19 protein-coding genes and 1 pseudogene are annotated in these 20,031 nt (G+C 69.1%); 8 read left to right on the forward strand and 12 right to left on the reverse strand.

Annotated elements, in window-relative coordinates; genetic code table 11:
- Positions 1-17: 17 nt before the first annotated feature.
- Positions 18-500, reverse strand: coding sequence for a flavodoxin family protein (locus SKC42_RS14285; RefSeq protein ID WP_330964955.1), 483 nt, complete (start codon positions 498-500; stop codon positions 18-20).
- Positions 501-603: 103 nt separating this feature from the next.
- Positions 604-1,596 carry a GNAT family N-acetyltransferase gene (locus SKC42_RS14290; RefSeq protein WP_330964956.1) on the reverse strand — a complete coding sequence of 331 codons (993 nt, stop codon included), beginning with the start codon at positions 1,594-1,596 and terminating at the stop codon, positions 604-606.
- Positions 1,597-1,702: 106 nt separating this feature from the next.
- Here SKC42_RS14290 and SKC42_RS14295 point away from each other — a divergent pair, with 106 nt between their 5' ends.
- The 3 genes from SKC42_RS14295 (at position 1,703) to SKC42_RS14305 (ending at position 4,906) form a co-directional block, all read left to right on the forward strand.
- On the forward strand, positions 1,703-1,867 hold the full coding sequence (locus SKC42_RS14295; protein ID WP_330964957.1) for a hypothetical protein: 165 nt from the start codon (positions 1,703-1,705) through the stop codon (positions 1,865-1,867).
- Complete coding sequence (locus tag SKC42_RS14300; RefSeq protein WP_330964958.1) at positions 1,833-3,674, forward strand: AMP-dependent synthetase/ligase; 1,842 nt, start codon at positions 1,833-1,835, stop codon at positions 3,672-3,674. The genes SKC42_RS14295 and SKC42_RS14300 overlap by 35 nt, the downstream gene beginning before the upstream one ends.
- A 110-nt stretch (positions 3,675-3,784) precedes the next feature.
- Positions 3,785-4,906 (forward strand): Rv2629 family ribosome hibernation factor, encoded by a 1,122-nt coding sequence (locus SKC42_RS14305; RefSeq protein WP_330964959.1) that lies wholly within the window; start codon positions 3,785-3,787, stop codon positions 4,904-4,906.
- 84 nt (positions 4,907-4,990) lie between these two features.
- Here the strand turns inward: SKC42_RS14305 and SKC42_RS14310 are convergent, their stop codons facing one another.
- From SKC42_RS14310 to SKC42_RS14330, 5 genes are all read right to left on the reverse strand, one after another.
- Positions 4,991-5,794, reverse strand: a complete 804-nt coding sequence (locus SKC42_RS14310) for a ribosome hibernation promotion factor (protein WP_330964960.1) — start codon at positions 5,792-5,794, stop codon at positions 4,991-4,993.
- Positions 5,795-5,843: 49 nt separating this feature from the next.
- Complete coding sequence (locus SKC42_RS14315) at positions 5,844-6,119, reverse strand: DUF1876 domain-containing protein (RefSeq protein ID WP_330964961.1); 276 nt, start codon at positions 6,117-6,119, stop codon at positions 5,844-5,846.
- Positions 6,120-6,290: 171 nt separating this feature from the next.
- Positions 6,291-6,425 (reverse strand): hypothetical protein, encoded by a 135-nt coding sequence (locus SKC42_RS14320; RefSeq protein WP_330964962.1) that lies wholly within the window; start codon positions 6,423-6,425, stop codon positions 6,291-6,293.
- 28 nt (positions 6,426-6,453) lie between these two features.
- Entirely contained in the window at positions 6,454-6,939 is a 486-nt protein-coding gene (locus SKC42_RS14325) for a hemerythrin domain-containing protein (RefSeq protein ID WP_330964963.1), read from the reverse strand.
- Positions 6,936-7,895, reverse strand: coding sequence for a Rieske 2Fe-2S domain-containing protein (locus SKC42_RS14330; RefSeq protein WP_330964964.1), 960 nt, complete (start codon positions 7,893-7,895; stop codon positions 6,936-6,938). The genes SKC42_RS14325 and SKC42_RS14330 overlap by 4 nt, the downstream gene beginning before the upstream one ends.
- A gap of 198 nt (positions 7,896-8,093) precedes the next feature.
- On the opposite strand from SKC42_RS14330, the pseudogene SKC42_RS14335 reads away from it, so the two are divergent.
- A pseudogene (locus SKC42_RS14335) lies at positions 8,094-8,246 on the forward strand (Rieske 2Fe-2S domain-containing protein); the annotation flags it as partial.
- Between the two features lie 220 nt (positions 8,247-8,466).
- Positions 8,467-9,243, forward strand: coding sequence for a polysaccharide deacetylase family protein (locus SKC42_RS14340; RefSeq protein ID WP_330964965.1), 777 nt, complete (start codon positions 8,467-8,469; stop codon positions 9,241-9,243).
- A 90-nt stretch (positions 9,244-9,333) separates the two neighbouring features.
- On the opposite strand, the gene SKC42_RS14345 is transcribed toward SKC42_RS14340, so the two are convergent.
- On the reverse strand, positions 9,334-10,389 hold the full coding sequence (locus SKC42_RS14345; RefSeq protein WP_330965007.1) for a permease: 1,056 nt from the start codon (positions 10,387-10,389) through the stop codon (positions 9,334-9,336).
- Positions 10,390-10,471: 82 nt separating this feature from the next.
- Positions 10,472-12,133: an acyl-CoA synthetase gene (locus tag SKC42_RS14350; RefSeq protein WP_330964966.1), complete on the reverse strand. Its 1,662-nt coding sequence runs from the start codon at positions 12,131-12,133 to the stop codon at positions 10,472-10,474.
- Positions 12,134-12,245: 112 nt separating this feature from the next.
- On the opposite strand from SKC42_RS14350, the gene SKC42_RS14355 reads away from it, so the two are divergent.
- Positions 12,246-13,085, forward strand: a complete 840-nt coding sequence (locus tag SKC42_RS14355) for an SGNH/GDSL hydrolase family protein (RefSeq protein WP_330964967.1) — start codon at positions 12,246-12,248, stop codon at positions 13,083-13,085.
- Positions 13,082-13,750, forward strand: a complete 669-nt coding sequence (locus SKC42_RS14360; protein ID WP_330964968.1) for a DedA family protein — start codon at positions 13,082-13,084, stop codon at positions 13,748-13,750. Before SKC42_RS14355 ends, SKC42_RS14360 begins: the two co-directional genes overlap by 4 nt.
- A 17-nt stretch (positions 13,751-13,767) precedes the next feature.
- Here SKC42_RS14360 and SKC42_RS14365 read toward each other — a convergent pair whose 3' ends face one another.
- Positions 13,768-14,388, reverse strand: coding sequence for a TetR/AcrR family transcriptional regulator (locus SKC42_RS14365; RefSeq protein WP_330964969.1), 621 nt, complete (start codon positions 14,386-14,388; stop codon positions 13,768-13,770).
- A 151-nt stretch (positions 14,389-14,539) separates the two neighbouring features.
- On the opposite strand from SKC42_RS14365, the gene SKC42_RS14370 reads away from it, so the two are divergent.
- Positions 14,540-14,977, forward strand: a complete 438-nt coding sequence (locus SKC42_RS14370; protein ID WP_330964970.1) for an anti-sigma factor antagonist — start codon at positions 14,540-14,542, stop codon at positions 14,975-14,977.
- Positions 14,978-15,013: 36 nt separating this feature from the next.
- Here the strand turns inward: SKC42_RS14370 and SKC42_RS14375 are convergent, their stop codons facing one another.
- Together SKC42_RS14375 and SKC42_RS14380 are read right to left on the reverse strand one after the other, a co-directional pair.
- Positions 15,014-17,641: an AAA family ATPase gene (locus SKC42_RS14375; RefSeq protein ID WP_330964971.1), complete on the reverse strand. Its 2,628-nt coding sequence runs from the start codon at positions 17,639-17,641 to the stop codon at positions 15,014-15,016.
- Between the two features lie 706 nt (positions 17,642-18,347).
- A complete protein-coding gene (locus SKC42_RS14380; RefSeq protein ID WP_330964972.1) occupies positions 18,348-20,000 on the reverse strand; it encodes a PPE family protein in 1,653 nt (550 codons plus the stop codon).
- Positions 20,001-20,031: the final 31 nt, after the last annotated feature.

Genomic DNA, 20,031 nt, shown 5'->3' on the forward strand with positions numbered 1-20,031 from the left:
GTCACGAAGCCGGCAAGTCAGGGGGCGGTCGCCGGGGGCGCCACCCGGTTGCGCAGGCGTTCCGCGAACGCCGCGGCCCGGTCCAGGTCGGAGTCTCCTGGCCGGCCGCGGTTGATTCCGCCGATGAAGCCGAACGGACCCACCGTGTCGAATCCACGACAGGAGAACGAATCGAGAACATGAAAACCCTTGGCGGCCAGTGGCTTTCGTATCGGCGCGGTGTAGTCCATCAGCGGCATCTGGCTGGCGCCGCTGGTGAAGAACGTGAACGCGCGCACACCATCCACGTTGTGCAGGCGGCGGATCAGCTTGCGTATCCGCGCGTCGAATGCCATGTAATAGATACCGGAGCCGAAGCCGACGAGATCGTACTCGCTCAGTTGCCCGGGATCGACGGACTCGGGTTCGACGACCTCGGCACCCAGCACCTCGGCCATCCGGTCGGCCACGCGGCGGGTGTTGCCGTGGGACTTCGACACGCACACGATGAGCGACTTCATGGGGTCAATGCTGCGCGTCGGCCAGCGGCCCGGTAAGGGCGCAAAGCCACCGGTGCCCGGGGCATTAGTCCTTTGGCAGGTCCTTTGCAGGTCCTTTCGAGTCTCAGTCGAACGCGTGGATCACCTGGCGAGCCACCTGCTCGATCCGGCGGCGCAGCGCCCGGTCGAGCTGAAGTTCGTTGAATTCCGGGATTTCCCCGGTTGTCGTGACCACGCCGGGCTCCTCGTGCTCCCAGCGGGCGTGCACCTTGTCACCCAGCGCGCGGGCGGGCGGATTGTCGGCGAACACCCGGGCGTGGAACCGCTTGACGCCGTCCACCCGCGCAGCGACCGCGAGCGCCCCGAGCAGCAGCGTGCCGATCCCCCGGCCCTGATAGGCGTCGGCCACCGTGAGCGCCACCTCGGCCGACGCCGGGTCATCCTGGTCGCGGATGAACCGCGCGTCGGCGACCACCGGTCCGTCGCCGCCGTGCGCGCCGTCGACCACCACCCACACGAAGTGGTCGACGTAGTCGACCTGGAACAGATAGACCAGCCGCGCCTCGGACGGGACGCCACCCTGGTAGCGCCGGTACAGCGTCTCGCGCGAAAACGACCCGTCGTCGGTGAATCGCTCGGCGTCGCCGGGCAGGACCGGGCGCAGCAGCAGCTTGGCGCCGTCCTTCGTCGCGACCGGGATCGGGGTGACGTACGCGGCCATCCGTTGCCGCGCGGTGGGGACGAGCCGTTCGGCGACGGCCGGCATCGCCAGCATGCACTCGAAGGCCGCGTTGTCGCCGAGGTAGCCGTGGATGTCGTCCCTGGCGACCACCGTCGCCGTCCGGGGCGCCCGTCGCAGCAGGGCGATCTCGCCGACGATCGTCGGCGGCGGCAGCTCGACGATCACCACCTTGCCGTCCGGACCGGCATGCCTGATCTCGACCCGGCCCGACGCGATGATCGCGAAAGATTCCGCGTCATCGCCCTGCCGCATCAGCACGTCGCCGGTGACCGCGCGCAGCGGCCGTAGGCCGGCGGCCAGTCGGGCGAGGTCCTGCCCCGCGATGCCGGCGAATACCGGCAGCGCCGCCAGGTCCTCGACCCTGGCGGGGCTCACGTCGTGGCATCCCCGTGATGCGCCCTCACCGGACGTAGGGTACGCGACCCCCGGCGCCCGACGCCCGGGAAATTGGTGGTCAGGGGTGGTGACAAAGGACCCTGAAGTGCCGGCGCGGGTGACGTTTGCCGGTGGTCGCGTGACTTTCGTCTCTTTTTCCGGCCCGCCGAAGGGCGCCAGCATCGAAGGCGTGCCGGCCACCGCCGGCATCCGGTTCGGCACCAACGGAATCCACTATGAACGCAGCACCGGCCGCAGCGGAGCGGCCTGACGTCAGCAAGATCGACAACCGCGCACCGTCGGTCGCTCACCTGTTCCTCGACCGAGTCGCCGCCACCCCGCACGCGGAAGCCTTCCGCTACCCGCAGGACAACACCTGGGAGAGCGTGACCTGGCAGCAGGTCGGCGAGCGGGTCCATAACCTTGCCGCCGGGCTGATCGCGCTGGGCATCGCCCCGGAAGACCGGGTCGCGCTCGCGTCCGCCACGCGCTACGAATGGGTGCTGGCCGACTTCGCCATCATGTGCGCGGGCGCGGCGACCACCACCGTGTATCCGACCACCAACGCCACCGACGTCGCCTACATCGTGGCCAATTCGGGCAGCCGGGTCGTGATCGCCGAAAATCAGGCCCAGCTCGGCAAGCTGCTCGAGCACCGCGGCGAGCTGCCCGAGGTGCGCAGGGTCGTGCTGATCGACGGCAACGGGGACGGCGACTGGGCGATCACCCTGACCGAGCTCGAGCAGATGGGCAAGCAACTGCTCGCGGACTCCCCCGGCGCCGTCGACGAACGGGTCGCCGCCATCGGGCCCGACCAGCTGGCCAGCCTCATCTATACGTCCGGCACCACCGGGCGGCCCAAAGGGGTGCGGCTGACGCACCGCTCGTGGACCTATACCGCCGCGGCCATCGACTCGCTCGGCATCCTGGGCCCCGACGACCTGAACTTCCTGTGGCTGCCGCTGGCGCACGCGTTCGGCAAGGTGATGCTGGCGCTGCCCCTGCAGATCGGCTTTCCCACCGCCATCGACGGCCGCGTCGAGCGGATCGTCGACAACCTCGCGATCCTGCATCCCACGATCATGGGGGCGGCCCCGCGGATCTTCGAGAAGGCGCACGCCCGGGTCCAGGAGATGGCGGCCGAACAGGGCCGGCTCACCAAGATGATGTTCGATTGGGCGGTGGGTGTCGGCCGGAAGGTGTCGGAAGCCCGTCAAGCCGGACGGAAGCCGTCGCTGGCCTCGTCGCTGGCCTACAAGGTGGCCAACCGGTTGGTGTTGTCGAACATCCGGGAACGGTTCGGCGGCCGGCTGAGGTTCTTCGTCTCCGCGGCCGCCGCGCTGGACCGCGACGTGGCGCAGTGGTTCGACGCGGTGGGCATTGCGGTGCTCGAGGGTTACGGGCTGACCGAGACCGCCGCGGCGTCATTCATCAACCGCCCCAACGCCTATCGTTTCGGGACGGTCGGCCATCCCTTCCCGGCCACCGAGGCCAGGATCGCCGACGACGGCGAGATCCTGCTCAGGGGGCCAGGAGTGATGACCGCCTACCACGACCTGCCCGACGCCACCGCCGAGGCGATCGACGAGCAGGGGTGGTTTCACACCGGCGACATCGGGGAGATCGACGACGACGGGTATCTGCGGATCACCGACCGCAAGAAGGACATGTTCAAGACCTCGCAGGGCAAGTACGTGGCGCCCTCGGCGATCGACGCGAAGTTCAAGGGCCTGTGCCCGTACGTCAGCGAGCTGGTCGTCTACGGCGAGGGCAAGCCGTACTGTGTGGCGCTGGTCAGCCTCGACACCGAGGCGATCACCGATTGGGCCGGCAAGTCCGGCCTGGCGGGTAAGTCCTTCGCCGAGATCGCCGGCGACGAGAGAACCGAGGAACTGATCGCCGGCTACATCGACGCGTTGAACGTCGAGCTCAATCGCTGGGAGCAGATCAAGAAGTTCGTCATCGCCGATCGCGAATTCACGGTCGAGTCGGGCGATCTGACGCCGAGCATGAAGCTTCGGCGCAAGGTCGTCATCGAGAAGTTCGCGGATCGCCTGTCGGCCCTCTACGGGCCGTGACGGCGATTGGGACCTTAGACCCCCGGCCGGTGGCCAACGACCCTCGTGCCGTCCCGGCCGTCCTTTCTACGGTTGGCGCAACAGCAGGCACGTAGCGAAAGAGGAATGGCATGCAATCACAACGCCTCAGGTGGCTGGTCAACGCGCAAGGCCCGTTCGTCTCGGTGTATTTCGACGACTCGCATGACACCGCGGACGCCATCGAGCACCTCCAGACGACCTGGCAGGACATCCGCAAGGAGCTCGAGGCCAGGGGCGCGGGCGACGACGTCGTCGCCACGCGCGAGGAGGCCGTGTTGCGCTTCCGGCCCGCGGTCGGCCGGCGCGGCAGGGCCGTGATCGCGACCGCCGACCAGGTTCTGGTGAACGAGCACCTGACCAGTCCGCCACCGGCCATGGAGGTCCGCGTGTCGGATTACCCCTACGTGGTCCCGCTGGTCGAATTCGAGATGCAGCGACCGACCTACGTGTTCGCCGCGGTCGACCACACTGGCGCCGACATCACGCTGTACCAGGGCGGCAGCGTCGCCGCCACCAGCATCGAGGGCGGCGGGTTTCCGGTACACAACCCGGTCAGCGCGGGCTGGAAAGGCTACGGCGACCATCAGCACACCACCGAGGAGGCGATCCGCATGAATTGCCGCGAGGTCGCCGACGCGCTGACCCGGCTGGTGGACGAGGCGGACCCGGAGGTGGTGTTCCTGTGCGGCGAGGTGAGTTCGCTCGCCGACCTGGGTGCCGAGCTGCCGGAACGCGTTGCCAACCGGGTGTCCCAGCTGCACGCCGGCGCACGCAAGAGCGGCATCGACGAAGAACAGGTCCGGGAACTGACCGCCGCGGAGTTCACCCGGCGCCGCGGCATCGAAATCGCCGGCTTCGTCGAACGATTCGAGGCTGAGACGGGACGCGGCTCGGGGCTGGCCGCCGAGGGGCTCGCCGCGGTGTGCGCGGCGCTGCGCGACGGCGACGTGGACACCCTGATCGTCGGCGAGGTGGGCGACGAAACCGTCGTCACCGGCGAGGCGCTCATCACCATCGCCCCGAACGCCGACGCACTCTCCGAACTGGGCGAGCCGGTTCGACGGGTGGCACGGGCCGACGAGGCGTTGCCGTTCGCGGCAATCGCCGTCGGCGCGGCGCTGGTGCGGGCCGACGGCCGGATCTCGCCGGCGGACGGGGTGGGTGCGCTCCTGCGCTACGCCGCGACCGACCGGCTCGCCGGCCAGCGATAGGACTTCTCAAGTGTGAGCGGCGGTCCCGGACGGGGGGAGTTCCGGGACCGCCGCGGCATTCAGATGGCGTGAGGGCGACCGGCCTCAGCCGGCTGGAGTGATGAGCCCGTAGTGACCGTCGTAGCGGTGGTACAGCACGCTTCCCCGCCCCCGGGCCGCGTCGACGAAGAACAGGAACGGCAGGCCGAGCAGGCCGATCCGCTCGATGGCCTGATCGGCGGTGAGTCGCGGGGCCGGCTGCGAACTAATCGTCACCGGCGCCTCGAACGGCGTCAGATTGCCGGCGGATTCCGGATCAGCCAGGGCCAGGCGGTATTCCGTCGGTCCCGCATGATAGACAACGCTGTCCTGCCGCGTGCCCGCCTCGGTGAAGAGATGGAAGTCGTAGTCGAGCAGTTCCATCTCGGCCGCGGCGTCGTCGACGGAACAGGTCGGCAGGCTGTACGACTTGCGCCGCATGATCCTGCGCTCGCTTTCCGGGCGGGGGAAGTAGTTCGTCCGGTGATTCGGCTCGGACTGGTGGCGCCATTCGTGTGCGCCCGCCTTGGGCATGCCGCCCCGTTTGGCTTCCCAGTGTTCCGCGCTGCGCTCCAGCCGGCGCCGCAGACGCGCATCCAGTCCGTCGATCGCCTCCCGCGCGGTGGCGCCTTCCACCTGGGCGCGCACCAACCGGCCGTTGACGTCGAGGTTCGCCTGGGCGATCACCCGCCGGGCCACCGCGGGGTCGCCATGCTCGCTCAGTCGCACATGGGCGTCGAGGATGGGTTCGTGGGTGAGGTGACCGAGTTCGCCGATCTTGGTCCGGGCGTAGTCCTCGGCGCCCGGCAGCTCACCGTGCGTCGTCACACGGACGTCGATGACGGCCGGTAAATCAGGTCGGTGCCTCATGATTCGTCGCTACGCCCTTCTCGTGGTGCTCGATCCGACAGTCACGCGGTCAGCGGTGCAGGCCGGTGACGGGTTCGTGGGTACTCGCCGCAATGTCCGCGGAGGTCAGCGCCAGCAGCTGATTCGCCAGGTCGGAGAGGGCGCGGGCGACCGCGAGCTCGTCGCCGATCCTGTCCACCGGTTCGTCGGCGGGATCCAGGCGCGCCAGGCCGACACCCACCAGGTGGCGGCCCGCCCAGGACAGCCGGGCTTTGGCCCGCGTGCGCTCGTCGCGCTCCTCGATGAGAACCTCGACCAGGCAGGCCTTGCCGTCTTCGTCGCTCATCTCGAGTCTCCCTGTCGCGCGGACTGTTTCGCACCCAGATCCGACCATCCGCGGTCGGCCGGGCAGTAGGGGAAGAAGTCCCGAGTCGGCGGGTCGTTCGTCGTCACGTCGGGGCGCTCCCGCGGTGCAGCGTGGCCGCGAGCTGCGGCGCCGACACGGCGGTGCGCCAGATCATGATGGACAGCACGGGGTTCCGCGCTTGTACGGCACCGATGACGCCCCGCCGCGGTGGTCGCCTCCCGGCTCACCGAGCTCGGCGATCTCGGCCGAGATGTCGTCCTGAGAGGCGACACCCTCGGCGGACATGAGCCGGGAGGCTACCCCGTACAGGTCCTTACAGGGCGCGCACCAAGGCCGCACGCCCCCGGGTGCGGAGTCGGTGCATCGCGGAGCCGCGGTACTGCTCCATCTTGGCGGCCATCTTGTTGCCCAGCTCCTCGAGCTCGGCATCGGTGATCCGCACCGGCGGCGGGGCGGGAATCATGTCGCGCTCCTCCTCGTCAGCGTGCGCTTCGAGGACGGTCTTGAACGAGTTCCACTCGTCGGGGTAGCCCGGTTCGCTCTGCGGGGTCCTCAGCAGGACGGAGAGCTGGTCGATCACCTGGCGGTGTTCGGCGTGCGCCACCGCGATCAGCTTGCTGGCTTCGCCGAGCGCCGGGTAGTACAGGTCGTCCTCGATGCGAAAGTGGATGTCGAGCTCGACCAGCATCTCGTCGAAAAGGGCATGGCGCTCTTCGGAATTCACCGGGGCCTCGCTGACCTTGCGGCCCAGGCCCTTGAGCACGACGTGGTGCTCTTTCAGTACGTCGTAGGCGTTCACTCGGTCATCCCCTTCTGTCCGCCCAGGGCGGGTTCGCGCTCGCCGCGGACTTCGACCATCCCGTTGACCAACCTGGCCTCGTAGCACGGCAGCGGAGCTGCGGACGGGCCGCGCACCACCTCGCCCGACTCGGCCGCGAACCACGAGCCGTGCCACGGGCAGACGATCCGGCCGCGGTCGACCCAGCCGTCTTCCATCGGCGCGGCCAGGTGCGGGCAGAACTCGCCGAACGCCGCGACCTCACCGGGGCTGGTTTGGCACACCACCAGCCCGACCCCGTCGACCTCGACCCGCACCGGTTTGCCGTTGAGCGAGCTGGACGGCAGCACGGGTGTCCACTTGGTGGTCCGCAGCCGCTCACCCGACTGGTCGATGCCGATGCCGGATTCGAACACCAGCGCGCCGCCGACGTAACTGCCGGCGAGGGTGACGCCGTACCCCAGGGCGGTCAGGGCGATGCCGCGCCGGTGCCGACCCTGGCGGCGGTCCCACCACGACCGCGCGTAGAGGGCGGTCGCGGCCAGGTTCACCAGGCCGTGCACGGCGCCCACCCGGCGGGCCTGCTCGTGGGTGTGCTGCCAGTCGGCAACACCCGTGACGGCCGAGCCGACGCTGGCCAGGATGCCCACACCGAGGGCGCGGGACGCGAACCGCGAAGCGTCGCGGACCTCGGTGGCCGGCTGTCCCGGGAACAGGCTGAGCGCGTCGAGGGCCACGGTGGTGCCGAGCGCTCCGCTCGTCAGTGACGCCAGCGGCGGGTGTACGGGGTGGCCGAGCCAGACGCCGTTCAGGGCGTTGGCCACGGTGTTGCGGGCGCCGCCCAGCGCGTTGAAGCCGAAGCTGAGCAGGTGTTCGAACCGATAGCTCGGCCGATCCAGCCACGCCTGACGCCCGAGGGCGGCAACCGCCCGCGGTCCCAACCTCGGCAATCCCCCACCAGGCGACCGAATGACCATGACACCAGTCCTTCCCTCACATTCCGCCGTGAAACGCACGTGATATCGGGTGATGACCGCACGGTAGCCGCGGCACCTTGCTATGCGGTTGTGTGGCAGCTGTGAGTTAGCACAAAGCTCTCTTGTAAAAACCCGGCGGGGTCACGCTCGCCCGGCGTCGGCCAGTTGCGGGGAAACGACCGGTGGTTTCTCCGCAACCCGCACGACGGCGACTACATGGTGCGTCGGGTGCTCGACGACTCCTTCATCCTCACCCGGGATTCGGACGGCGCCCTGCGAGCCTTGGTCAATATGTGCCTGCACCGCGGGATGCACGTCTGCCGCGCCGAGCTGGGCAATGCCTCCGGATTCGGGCCGGGCGCGCCGCGGTGACGCCCGCTAGCACGAGCGTGCGCGGATGTACGCATTCGGCGGCGTGTCGTCGTACCGACACGCACGCTCGCCTGACCGGACCTCTCGAGCACGTCACAGCTTCGCATCGAGTGGGCGCCGCGCGGCGTGGGTGAGCCGCGCCGCGTCGGCCGTCGACCTAACGTTCGCTGGTCCGACCCGCGAACTCAGGAGCAGTCAGGTGAGCGAACTTGCCCGGCGGCGCTTCCTGCTCGCCCTGGCCGCGGTGTTTGCGGGCGTCTCTTCGTGCGCCGCCGGCGGACCCCCGGCGCCGGTGGCCCGGGGCGACGTCCTCGGCTCCGCCCCCGGACCAATCAACCCGGGATCGCGGGTGGCGCTGCCGGGCGGCGCCGTACTGAAGAGGTTGCCCGGCAACGGCGGTCTACTGGCCTGGACGGTCGACGACGGCGCCAACTCCGACGTAGTGCGCCTCTACACACAGTTCGCCAAGGACAGCGGCGTGCGGCTCACGTATTTCGTCACCGGCGACTACCGCTCGTGGACCGAGCACGCCGCCCTGCTGCGCCCGCTCGTCGATTCGGGGCAGATTCAGCTGGCCAACCACACCTGGACGCACCCGGACCTGACGAGGCTGACGCCGAGCCAGGTCGCCGACGAGCTCCGCCGCACCGACGGGTTCCTGCGCAACACGTACGGGGTGGACGCCACCCCCTACTTCCGGCCACCCTACGGTCACCACAACGCCGCGGTGGACGCGGTGGCCGCCGACCTCGGCTATCAGCATCCCACGTTGTGGTCGGGCGACCTGCACGATTCCGCGCTGCTGTCCGAGGACCAGATCGTCGCGCTTGCGAACCAGTCCTTCATCGCGCAGAACATCGTGATCGGCCACCTCAACCATCCGCCGATCACCCACGTCTACGGGCAGCTGCGGGAGATCATCCGCGCCCGCGGGCTGCGCACCGTGACGCTCGACGACGTGTTCGCGCGCCGGTGAGCCGGCCTCAGCCCAGTTGGTCGCCAATGGCTTGGGCGGCGGCGTTGAGCACGAGTCGACGGGACCCACCTGATGCGTCGGCGGCGTCACTCAGATCAGGCTCAGCACCGTCGCGCCGAGCAACCCGGCCGCGACCACCGCGGCTGCGGCGGTCGTCGTCGCCTTCCATCCCAGACCGCGCGCCACCATCACGGCACCCGGGACGCTGACCGCGGGGAGCGTGATCAGCAGGGCGCCGATCGCCCCCGACGAGACACCCAGCAGCGCAAGGCTTTGCAGGATGGGAATCTCACCGGCCGTGGGGATGACGATGAGCGTGCCGACGATCGCCGCGAGCACCACGATCAGCAGGCCGTGGTGCGGGAGCCGGGTCGCGGCGAGCAGCCAGCCCCGGCAAGCGCCCAGGGCGAGCACGATCACGGCGTACTCCGGCAGCAGGATCAGGCACAGCCGCAGCAGTGCCCGCGCGAAACTGCGGGCGGGCGACCCCGCGTCGAGCGCGGGCGGGTTGTCCGGCGCCGACGGCGCGGCCCCGCGCGGGCGCGTCACCAGCGCCACCGCGACGGCGGCTCCGACCACCGCCACGGCGCCGACGAGAATCCTCGTCAGCGTCCACTGCCAGGGCACAACGAAGAACAAGAAAACCAGCACCGCGGGATTGAGCAGCGGATTGCCGAGCCAGTAGGCCACGCTGGCGGCGCGGTCGACCCCGTTGCGCCGCAGCGTTATCGCGACCGGGGCGGTGCAACACGTGCACATCATCGACGGCGTGCTGGCCACCGCGCCGGCGAACGCGCTCGACAGCACGTGTCGCCGATTCAACAAGCGGGGCAACCAGGTTGGCGGCACCAGCGCCTGCACCGACGCGCTCATCAACAATGCGACGACGAGCGCCGGCCAGATCGAGGACAGGTACGCGTGGAAGAACGTCGTCGCGGCGTGCCAGGTCGGATCATCCCCCGGGCGGACGCCGCCCGTGGTGAGGATGTCGGACCCCGGCCAGTGATGGGTTCGCCGGGCCTTCAAGGCTTTGGCCGCGTATGGCGTCCACTTCGCCCACGCCAGCCCCGCCACGAACACCATCAGCGTGACCCCGACCCCGACCGCGAGGCCCGCGCGGCTCCTGACGTCCCGCGCGTTCGCCATTCCCGTCACGGCCACACCCTCCGGTTCGCGCCCTGTGAATTGGGGTCACCCCTATCCCAACCGGGGCGCCGCTCGCTCTTCATCACTGATCTCCCTGCGCTGCAACCGCTTTAGCCCAACGGTAGTCGGCCTTGCCGGACGGCGACCGTCGCAACCGGTCGCGGAAAACGATCGCCTTGGGCAGCTTGTAGCGGGCGATGTGGCGGGCGGCCTCGGCGATGATGGCGTCGGCCAGGCCGTCCCCGTCGGCCCGCTCGCCATCGCCCAGCTGGACGACGGCGACGACCTCGTTGCCCCACCGCGCGCTGGGCCGGCTGGTCACCACCACGTCGTAGACGGCGGGGTGCCGCACGATCGCGGCCTCCACCTCCTCGGCGAAGATCTTCTCCCCGCCGGAGTTGATCGTCACCGAGTCGCGGCCCAACAGCTCGATCCCGCCGTCCGCGTGCCATCGGGCCCGGTCACCGGGGACCGAGTGCCGGATCCCCTCGATCAAGGGGAAGGTGCGCGCGGTCTTCTCCGGATCCCCGAGGTAGCCGAGCGGTATCCGGCCCTGCTGAGCCAGCCAGCCGATCTCGTCGTCACCGGGTGACAGGATCTTGGTCATGTCCGAGCTGACTACCACCGCACCGGGATTGGGAACAAACCGGCCCAGCGCGGCCTGCGCGCGGCTGGACACCTGCCCCATCTGGGCGCCGGACTCCGACGCGCCGCCCGCGTCGACGATCGTCAGCTGCGGCAACAGTTCGACGAAGCGCCGCTTGAGCGGGGCGCTGAGCGCCGCCCCGCCCGTGACTAGGATCAGCAATCCGGGCAGGTCGTAATCGCCGGCCCCGAGCTCGTCGAGCAGCGGCCGCCCGAAGGCGTCGCCGACCATCGACAGCGAGACCACGCGCTCGCGGCTGGCCAGCGCCCACGCCTCGGCCGGATCGAAGTGGGTGGTGGTCGGCGCCATCACGAACGGTCGCCCGGCGCACAGGTTGGTGAAGGCAGCCCATTGTGCGGCCCCGTGCATCAGCGGTGCCACCGTCATCGAGCCCGGCCCCTCGGGCCGCGACCGCTCGACGATCTCCGCCAGGCTCGTCACCACTTCGCCGGTGCCGAAGTTGCGGCCGCCCATGGCGTTCAGATAGATGTCGTGTTGGCGCCACAGCACCGCCTTGGGCATCCCGGTGGTTCCGCCGGTGTAGAGGACGTAGAGGTCGTCGGGCGAGGGCGTGAGATCGAGCGGCTCGTCGGACACCGATGCCAGCAATTCCTCGTAGCGCACGGCGCCGGGCAGCGGCTCCTGGCCGGACCCGTCGTCGACGTGGATGAGGCGGATGCCGGCGCCCATGGTGTGCAGCGCCTCGCCCAGCGTTGGCGCGAAACGCGCGTGATACATCACCGCATCCGCGCGGGCATTGCCGAGCAGGTACACCAGTTCGTCGGCGACGTAGCGGTAGTTGACGTTGAACGGCGCGACCCGCGCCTTGTACGCCCCGAGCATGGCCTCGAGGTACTCGTTGCAATTGGCCATGTACAACCCGAGGTGGCTCTGGCCGGACTCGTGGGGCGCCAGCTCGGAGCGTTCCCGGCGCGCGCCGAGGCCCCACTGGTTCAGCGCGCGGGCGAAGCGGCGGGCACGCGCGTCGGTCTGAGCGAACGTGAACCGGCGGTCGCCGAACACGATGCAGTCGCGGTCCGGGTTGGCCGCCGCGACCGCGGCGAACACCTCGGCGAGGTTGAACTCGACGTCCTGCATGGACACTCCTCACCAGCGAGCGGCGGCGCGCCGAACGTGCACTCGCGGGTGCTCGCGAGTCGCGGCGAAGCCGGGCGACGCGGGTCGCCGCCACCAAACTAGTCTCGGCATCGTGCGCGGGCTTGGTCACGCCGGTTATCGCCGATACGTCGCCCTCGGAGACAGCCAGACCGAGGGGCTGTGGGACGGCGACGATGTCGTCGGCCTGCTGGGGTTCGCGGACCGGCTCGCCGCCATGATCGACGCGCTGCGCCCGGGCCTGCACTACGCCAACCTCGCGATCCGCGGCAAGCGGATCGGCCACGTGCTGCGCGAGCAGGTTCCGCCGGCGCTGGCCATGCGGCCGGACCTGGTCACGGTGTGTGTCGGGATGAACGACGTCATCCAGCCGGGCCGGTCGTTCGGTCCCGCGCTGCGCGACCTCGAAGAGCTCTACGCCGCGCTCGCCGGATCCGGCGCGACCGTGGTGACGACCACGTTCCCCAACGTCGCGCAGTTCCTGCCGCTGGGCCGGCTGGTGGCGGGGCGGTTGTCCCGCATCAACGCCACGATCCGCGGGGCCAGCGAGCGCTACGGCTTCCGGCTGGTCGATCTGTACGGCGCCGGGTCGATGCGCGACCTCGACACCTGGGACATCGACCGGGTGCACGCGTCCACCAAGGGCCACATCCTATTCGCCGCCGCGGCCGCCGAGGCGCTGAATCTGCCTGGCAGCAACCATGATTGGGCCGAGCCGAGCGTCAACCCGGCACGACTGTCGCTGCCCGCCACCGCCTACGGGCAGCTCCGCTGGACGCAGGACGCCTTCTTCCCCTGGATCTGGCGCCGGATGCGCGGCCTCTCGTCGGCGGACGGGCGCGAGCCCAAGCGCCCGCAGTTGGAGCCGTTTCGCATCGCGGGGCCGGGGAATACGGCGCGGGATGCCCGACGGTCGGGCATCCTTGACCCATGAACGTGGAGGCCTTGCTGCAGTCGGTCCCGCCGCTCGCCGTCTACCTGGTGGTGTGCGGGATCGTCGGGGTCGAGAGCCTGGGCATCCCCCTCCCCGGTGAGATCGTCCTGGTGACGGCGGCGCTCATGTCGTCGCAACACGACCTGGCCGTCAACCCGGTCGGCGTGGGCCTCGCCGCGGTGATCGGCGCCGTCGTCGGCGACTCGATCGGGTACGCCATCGGGCGCCGGTTCGGCATGCCGCTGTTCGACCGGCTGGGCCAACGGTTCCCCAAGCACTTCGGGCCCGGACACGTGGCACTCGCCGAGCGGCTGTTCAACCGCTGGGGAGTGCGGGCCGTCTTCTTCGGCCGCTTCATCGCGCTGCTGCGGATCTTCGCCGGGCCGCTCGCCGGCGCGCTGAAGATGCACTACCCGCGGTTCCTGGTGGCGAACGTCTCGGGGGCCATCTGCTGGGCGGGCGGCACGACGGCCCTGGTGTACTTCGCGGGAATGGCCGCCGAACGGTGGATGGAGCGATTCTCCTGGGTCGCGCTCGTGGTCGCGATCGTGTTCGGCCTGATCGCCGCCTTTGCGTTGCGCGAGCGGACCGCGCGGGCGATCGCCGAGCTCGAGGCCGAACATCACCGCAAGAGCGAGGCGTCGCCGGTCGAGGGCACGGTTTAGGCGACGTTCGCGCTCCCCTACGACCCTACCGCCTCGCCCGCGTCGGACGCCGAGAGCGGCCGGTGCTCGTCGATGAGGGCCCGCCCCATCCTGCGGGCCCGCAATGCCGCGTCCTGGTCACCGACGGCGGCCAGGACGATGGCGCCCTTCATCAAGATGTGCCACGACGAGGCGAACTCCTCCACGTCGGTCAGCCCCGCCGCGGCGGCGCGGCGGCGCACGATGTCGCGGACGTGCTCGATGTGGGTGATGCAGGCCTGCCCGGCCGGGTGATCCGCCCCCAGCTCGAGCAGCACGTTGATGAACGAGCAGCCCTCGAAGCCGTCGCGCAGCTGAAACCAGTCGTGCATGACGTCGAAGATCGCCAACAGCTGCTCTTCCGGCGTGGCGCCCCGCTGCCGCGATTGCTCCTCGATCAGGCCGTGCGTCCAGACCTGTTCGCGCCGCTCCAGCACGGCCAGCACCAGGTCGTTCTTGGTGGCGAAGTGCCGATACAGCGTCGCCTTGGCCACCCCGGCACGCTCGATCACCTCGTCGGTGCCCACCGCGCGGATGCCGCGCCTGCTGAACAGCTCGTACGCCGCGGACAAGATGCGTTCCCGGGCCGATGCGGCGGGAGCGACGTCGTGCGTCGTCATAGCCCGCCTCACCATACTCTTAGCCCCGCCATGTAGACAGACCGCCCTGTCTCGTTATACAACAGAGATTCGCACTGTGCGAGTCGGTCTTCAGTCAGCAGGACGGACAACCGTCTCGGCGTAGTTACGCTGAGCAATTAGGGAGTCCACCATGAGCCCGGTCATTGCAGAACCGCTACCCAGCACGCCCCTGAAGCTCAGCACGCGGCTGGTGTACGAACTGGGCGATCCCCACAGCACGCTGCGGGCGACGACCGACCGATTCGGCCCCGCCGTGCTGATCAATGCGGGCGGCGAGGTCGACGCGTGCAACGAGCACACCTGGCGCCAGCTGGTGAGCGAGGCCGCCGCCGTCGTGATCGCTCCCGGGCCGTTCATCGTCGACGTCACGGGACTCGATTTCATGGGCTGCTGTGGGTTCGCGGCTTTGGCAGACGAGGCCCAACGCTGCCGGGACCGCGGCATCGAGCTACGCCTGGTGAGTCATGAGCCGATCGTCACCCGGATCGTCGACGCCTGCGGGCTGGGCCGCGCCCTGCCGATCTACCCGACCGTCGACTCGGCGCTCGCGGCGGCCGCTCGCTGGTGAGCCCCGGCCGGGCCACAGCACGCGAATAACCTCCCGTCAGGTGGGTTGCGGCGCACCCCGGCGCCGCGCGGCATGGGCGGCGGCGTGGATGCGATTTTCCACACCGAGTTTGCTCAAGATCGAGCTGACGTGTGATCCCGCGGTCCGCGGGCTGATGTGCAGCGCGGAGGCGATCTCCGCGTCGCTGCACCGGCGTCCGAGTAGCTCGAGTACCTCCCGTTCGCGGCGGGTGAGTCCGTCCGGGTCCGACAAGGTTTCCGCTCGGCGCGGGTAGTAGGTGCGACCCCGCAGTTGAGCGAGGCGGCGCTGTGCACGTCGGGCCGCGGCACGGGCGCCGAGCCGCCGAAAGGTGCCCAGCGCCGCTTGGACGCCGTCGATGTCGCCACCGACTTGGGCCAGCGCAGCGTCGTAGGGGCAGCCGAGGGCTGTCCATTCGGCGGCGGCGGTCGCCCAAGCGCCGCCGATCTCGAACCGGTACGGCGTGACGGTGTCGACGGTGGCGACGTCCATCGGTGGGCCGCCGGCCACATGCGCCCACCGTTGTAGGTGCCCGACCAGCCACGGGTCGGCATGGGCGGTCGCCGCCGCCAGTCCAGCCCGCGCTTCGGCGCGTGCGGTGTCATCGTCACCCGCCAGCCAAGCGACTTCGGCGCGCGCGGCCCACACGAGCCCGAGCCGTGACAGGTCCTTGGGTTCCGCGGCGGTCAGGGCTTCGTCCAGCAACGAGTCCGCCTGCTGGTGTTCCCCGCGCCGGGCCCGGATGAGCGCGACGGTGACCAGTGGCATGATCCGGTGCAACGGAGTCAAGCCCGGCCGGGTCAGCACGTCTTCGGCGTAGGCGAGAGCCTCGGTCCACTCACCACGGTGCAACGCAACCAGGCCGGCGGAGCTCGTGGACAAAGCGTGGAAGGTGCCCAGGTCGTGGTCGGCGCAGAACGCGGCGGTTTCGCTGAGGTAGGCCTCGGCGCGCCCGTGGTGCTGCAGGCTGGCGGTCCAACAAATGATCGAGCCGATCACGCCGGCGTGCTCGGCCAGCTCCTCGCAAGCCATGGTGTCACGCCAAGCCGCCTGCAGCTGATCCCAGCCGCCGATTCCGCGCAGTACATTCGGCAGCGCACCGTAGCAGCGGGCTCGCGCAATCACCGCGGGATCATTTAGCTGATCCCCGAGCGCGATCGCACGCGCCGCGTATTCACTGCAGCGCGGGTCGTAGCTCCAGGCGGCCAACTGGGCCATCGTAACGAGCGACCAGGCCAGCTGCGGGCACGGCCCGATGCCTTCAAGCCGGCGCAGCGAGGCCATACCCGCCTCGGTGGCCTCGGCGGTGCGCCCCAGCGGCCAGAGCATGTTGGACAGCCAGCGTAGGTTGTCGCCCTCTCCAAGCCGATCGCCCAGTTCGCGACGCAGTTCGATCGCGTCGCGAAACGACCGCACCGAAGCCTCCGTGGGCCCGCTCAAGTAATTGGTGAAAGCGTGCTTCTCCAGCCATTGCGCCTTCTGCCTATTGGGGATGGCGGCGTCGGCATGGCGCAGCGTCAATGCGTAAAGTTCTGCGGCTTCGCGGTTGGCGTTCAACGTCGAAGCTCGTTCGGCGGCCGCCGGCCCGTACCGGATGACTGAACCGACATCGCCGGCCTGCTGAGCGTGAAACGCCAACGCGGCTAGCGCGTCTGAGTCGACTGGCGGTTCGGCCAGCGCGGCCAGAGCGCTTCTGTGCAATGCGACGCGCTGGTATTCAGGGATCTGCTCGAGGGCGGCGCGGCGAGCCAACTCGTGGCGGAAACCCACCGTGGGCCCGTCGGCGACCAACACCCCGGCACCAAGGCACTCATCGATCGCCGTAACGGCCGCCGGACAGACCTTGTCCACCAAATCCAGGCTCGCCCGTGGCCCACACACCGCGACCGCCTGCACAACCTCGCGCGCCCCGACCGACAACCGCGCCAACCGGCCGCACACCGCCTCCGACACACTGCGTGGCAACCCCGAGTCTTCGAGCGCCGAAGCCCCGGTCGCCAACACTTCGGTGACGAAAAACGCGTTGCCGCCGGTTAATTGGTGCAACCGCTCCGCGTTCACCCCGCTGCCGCTGGCCAGCACCGCCACCGCAGCCGCGCTCAGTGGGTCCAAGCCGATTCGCGTCACTGCTCCGCAGTTGGCAACATCGCCGAGTGCGACCGCCAGTGAGTGACATCCATCGACCTGCTCGTCGCGATACGACACGACGAGCAACACCGGCAGCAATCCCACTCGGCGGGCCAGGAACCGCAGCAGATCCAGCGTCGCACCATCGGCCCAATGCACGTCCTCAATCACGCACACCCACGCGTTGTCGTCGCGGAACAGTTGCAGGAGGCCGCCATAGATAGCCTCGGAATCCCCGGCGTCGATGGCGGCGCGCAACGGCAGGGCGTATTCGGCGCCCAGCGCGCTCAGCATGTCCATCAACGGGCCTAGGGGACGCGGGGCACTCAGGGGGTCACACCAGCCCCGCAACACTCGCGCGCTTCCATCCAGCCCGCCGAGAAATTCGCCAATGACCGCGGTCTTGCCGACCCCGGCCTCGCCCCGCAACAGCGCCAGACGGCCCGTGCCGCGGGTTGCCTGCCGGTACAAGGCGGCGAGCTCTGCCAGCACCGCGCGACGCTCCAGCAAGCCCTGCACCGGAATCGCCGTCCTTTCGCCCACAGCGCTCGACGCGTGGCCCCCTCCGCGGCAGCGCACCGAAGATACGGACAGGTTCCCGATGTCTTGCGCTCGAACAACAGGCACCGTAACCGACAGGCGGCGGAACGCCCAGCAACCCATACCGGGGCCTCATCCAGCCCACACCCTAACGCTTCCGGCGCACCCGTTGAACAGTCTTGAAGGCGCTCAGCGCGCAAAACCTGGCCGACGTCCGCTCGATCAGGGGCACCAAGGCGGTATTGGGCAGAAGTTGAGACCCGGCGGTGGGGGCGGGGGCGGTGGTGGAGCGTCCCCCTCGAAGATGTTTTGAGCCACATTCCCCTGCCCGGGCGTGACATACCAGTAGGTGTGGCAGACATTGTTATCCCAGATCACCGGGTTCACCCGACGATTTCCGGTCTGCACCGGGGGGTCACCCGGGCACCAACGACATGGCCCCGCGGGGTTGGCGTCCGGACAGCCTGGCCAGGCATGGTTATCCAGCGGCGCTGGGCCAGGCTTGGCGTGAGCGGGAACCCCCGCCACACCCGTAAGGCCGCCCACCACGATTGCCGTTGATATCGCAGCGATTTTTCGCTTCACAATCCGCCTCCCTGACATGGGACTGGGTCACAAACCTGTCTGTTGGCCACGTCGTTGGGCGGCATGGCGGACGCGGCGGTCGCACGGCTTCGACACGTGATCACAGGCGGGCGAGATTGAACAGACCTGCCAGGCCGGTGCCGACGTTGAACAGCCCCGATTCGATGCCGCTGGTCAAACCGCTGGGAAAGCTCCCGAAGGGACCGGTGATGCCGGTATTGAAGAAACCCGAGATCCGGCCATTCACGCCGGAGGCGCCGCCGGCGGTGTTGCCGAAGCCCGACATGTCACCGGCGAACAGCCCGCCGCTGGCCGTGTTGAAGAAGCCTGACACGCCGATTCCCGTGTTCGCGAAGCCCGAATTGTCGGCACCACTGTCGGTCGCGAAGCCGAACCCGGTGTTTGTGTCGCCCGAGTTCCAGAAGCCCGTGTTTATGCCGCCAGAGTTCCCACCGCCGGTGTTGAGCCTCCCCGAATTCTCCCAGCCGGTGTTGAAGTCACCGGCGTTGCCGTACCCGGTGTCTACCCCGCCCGAATTGCCGAAACCGGTGTCGAGCCTCCCCGAGTTTCCCACGCCGAAGCTTCCGAGACCGGAGTTCCCCAGGCCGATGTTGGCCGTACCCGATTCCCCGATGCCGAAGTTATTCATGCCGCCGGTGAGAGTGTTGGTGCCGGAGTCGAATAAGCCGACGTTGCCGTTCCCCGAGTTGAAAAAGCCGATGTTGTCGTTGCCCGAGTTACCTATTCCGATGTTGCCGCTGCCGGAATTCAGCCCGCCCAGGCTGAGCTGATGAGTCACGAGGCTGAAATAGGTGTTCCCAACACCGATTTCGTTGTCACCCGTGAGCCCGAAGCCGATGTTGTCGTTGCCGGTGTTTCCGCAACCGACGTTCCCGGTGCCGCTATTGCCGCCGCCGTAGTTTCCGTAGCCGAAGTTCCCGACTCCGACGTTGTTGTTGCCGACGTTTCCGACGCCGACGTTCGAGCCGCCCGGCGTGCCAGGGATATGGGCTCCGACGTTGCCAAAGCCGATGTTGTAGTTCCCGATGTTTCCGCTTCCAATGTTCGCGCTGCCGATGTTTCCGCTGCCCACGTTGGCGTCGCCGGCGTTGCCGCCCCCCAGATTGGAGCTGCCGGTGTTCCCGCTCCCCAGGTTGCCGCTCCCGACGTTGCCGTTGCCCAGGTTGGCGCCGCCGATGTTGCCGATGCCCAGATTGGGCAGCCCGTCGAGCAGTTGCTGCAAGCTCTGAGCGGGCGTCAGCGCGGCTGCCGCAGCAGATCCCGCGACATGGTAGGCCGCCATCGCCGCCGCATCCCGGGCCCACATCTGCTCGTAGTCGCCCTCAAGTTCGGCGATCGCGGGCGCGTTCAGACCGAACCAGTTCGACAGCACCATCTGAACCAGCGAATTGCGGTTCAGCGTCACCACGATCGGCCGCACCGCCGCCGCCTGCGCGGCCTCGAACGCGCTCGCCGCCACCCGGGCCGCGCCGGCGGTTGTCCTCGCCTGGGCCGCCGCGGCGCTCAACCACTCTGCAAGACGGCTTGCGACGCTGGTCATCGCCGCCGATGCGGCCCCCCGCCACGCCACATCGGTTAACCCCGAGATTACCGACGCGAAAGACTCTGCGGCATAGAATAATTCGGTCTCCAACCCGTCCCAGGCCGCCGCCGCTTCGAGCATTGGCGTGGCCCCTGGGCCGGCGAATATGAGCGCTGAGTTGATCTCCGGCGGCAGCGTCGAGAAGTTCATCGCGCGTTCCTTCAAATCGCACCGTGTTGAC

Source organism: Mycobacterium sp. 050134, assembly GCF_036409085.1.
Taxonomy (GTDB): Bacteria; Actinomycetota; Actinomycetes; order Mycobacteriales; family Mycobacteriaceae; genus Mycobacterium.

What these genes read in the sequence shown, in the direction of transcription:
- SKC42_RS14300 (WP_330964958.1), top strand. Translation starts at nt 1,833, where the DNA reads ATGAACGCAGCACCGGCCGCAGCGGAGCGGCCTGACGTCAGCAAGATC.
- SKC42_RS14365 (WP_330964969.1), bottom strand. Translation starts at nt 14,388, where the DNA reads ATGACGACGCACGACGTCGCTCCCGCCGCATCGGCCCGGGAACGCATC.
- SKC42_RS14285 (WP_330964955.1), bottom strand. Translation starts at nt 500, where the DNA reads ATGAAGTCGCTCATCGTGTGCGTGTCGAAGTCCCACGGCAACACCCGC.
- SKC42_RS14305 (WP_330964959.1), top strand. Translation starts at nt 3,785, where the DNA reads ATGCAATCACAACGCCTCAGGTGGCTGGTCAACGCGCAAGGCCCGTTC.
- SKC42_RS14345 (WP_330965007.1), bottom strand. Translation starts at nt 10,389, where the DNA reads ATGGCGAACGCGCGGGACGTCAGGAGCCGCGCGGGCCTCGCGGTCGGG.
- SKC42_RS14310 (WP_330964960.1), bottom strand. Translation starts at nt 5,794, where the DNA reads ATGAGGCACCGACCTGATTTACCGGCCGTCATCGACGTCCGTGTGACG.
- SKC42_RS14380 (WP_330964972.1), bottom strand. Translation starts at nt 20,000, where the DNA reads ATGAACTTCTCGACGCTGCCGCCGGAGATCAACTCAGCGCTCATATTC.
- SKC42_RS14360 (WP_330964968.1), top strand. Translation starts at nt 13,082, where the DNA reads ATGAACGTGGAGGCCTTGCTGCAGTCGGTCCCGCCGCTCGCCGTCTAC.
- SKC42_RS14350 (WP_330964966.1), bottom strand. Translation starts at nt 12,133, where the DNA reads ATGCAGGACGTCGAGTTCAACCTCGCCGAGGTGTTCGCCGCGGTCGCG.
- SKC42_RS14330 (WP_330964964.1), bottom strand. Translation starts at nt 7,895, where the DNA reads ATGGTCATTCGGTCGCCTGGTGGGGGATTGCCGAGGTTGGGACCGCGG.
- SKC42_RS14370 (WP_330964970.1), top strand. Translation starts at nt 14,540, where the DNA reads ATGAGCCCGGTCATTGCAGAACCGCTACCCAGCACGCCCCTGAAGCTC.
- SKC42_RS14315 (WP_330964961.1), bottom strand. Translation starts at nt 6,119, where the DNA reads ATGAGCGACGAAGACGGCAAGGCCTGCCTGGTCGAGGTTCTCATCGAG.
- SKC42_RS14320 (WP_330964962.1), bottom strand. Translation starts at nt 6,425, where the DNA reads ATGTCCGCCGAGGGTGTCGCCTCTCAGGACGACATCTCGGCCGAGATC.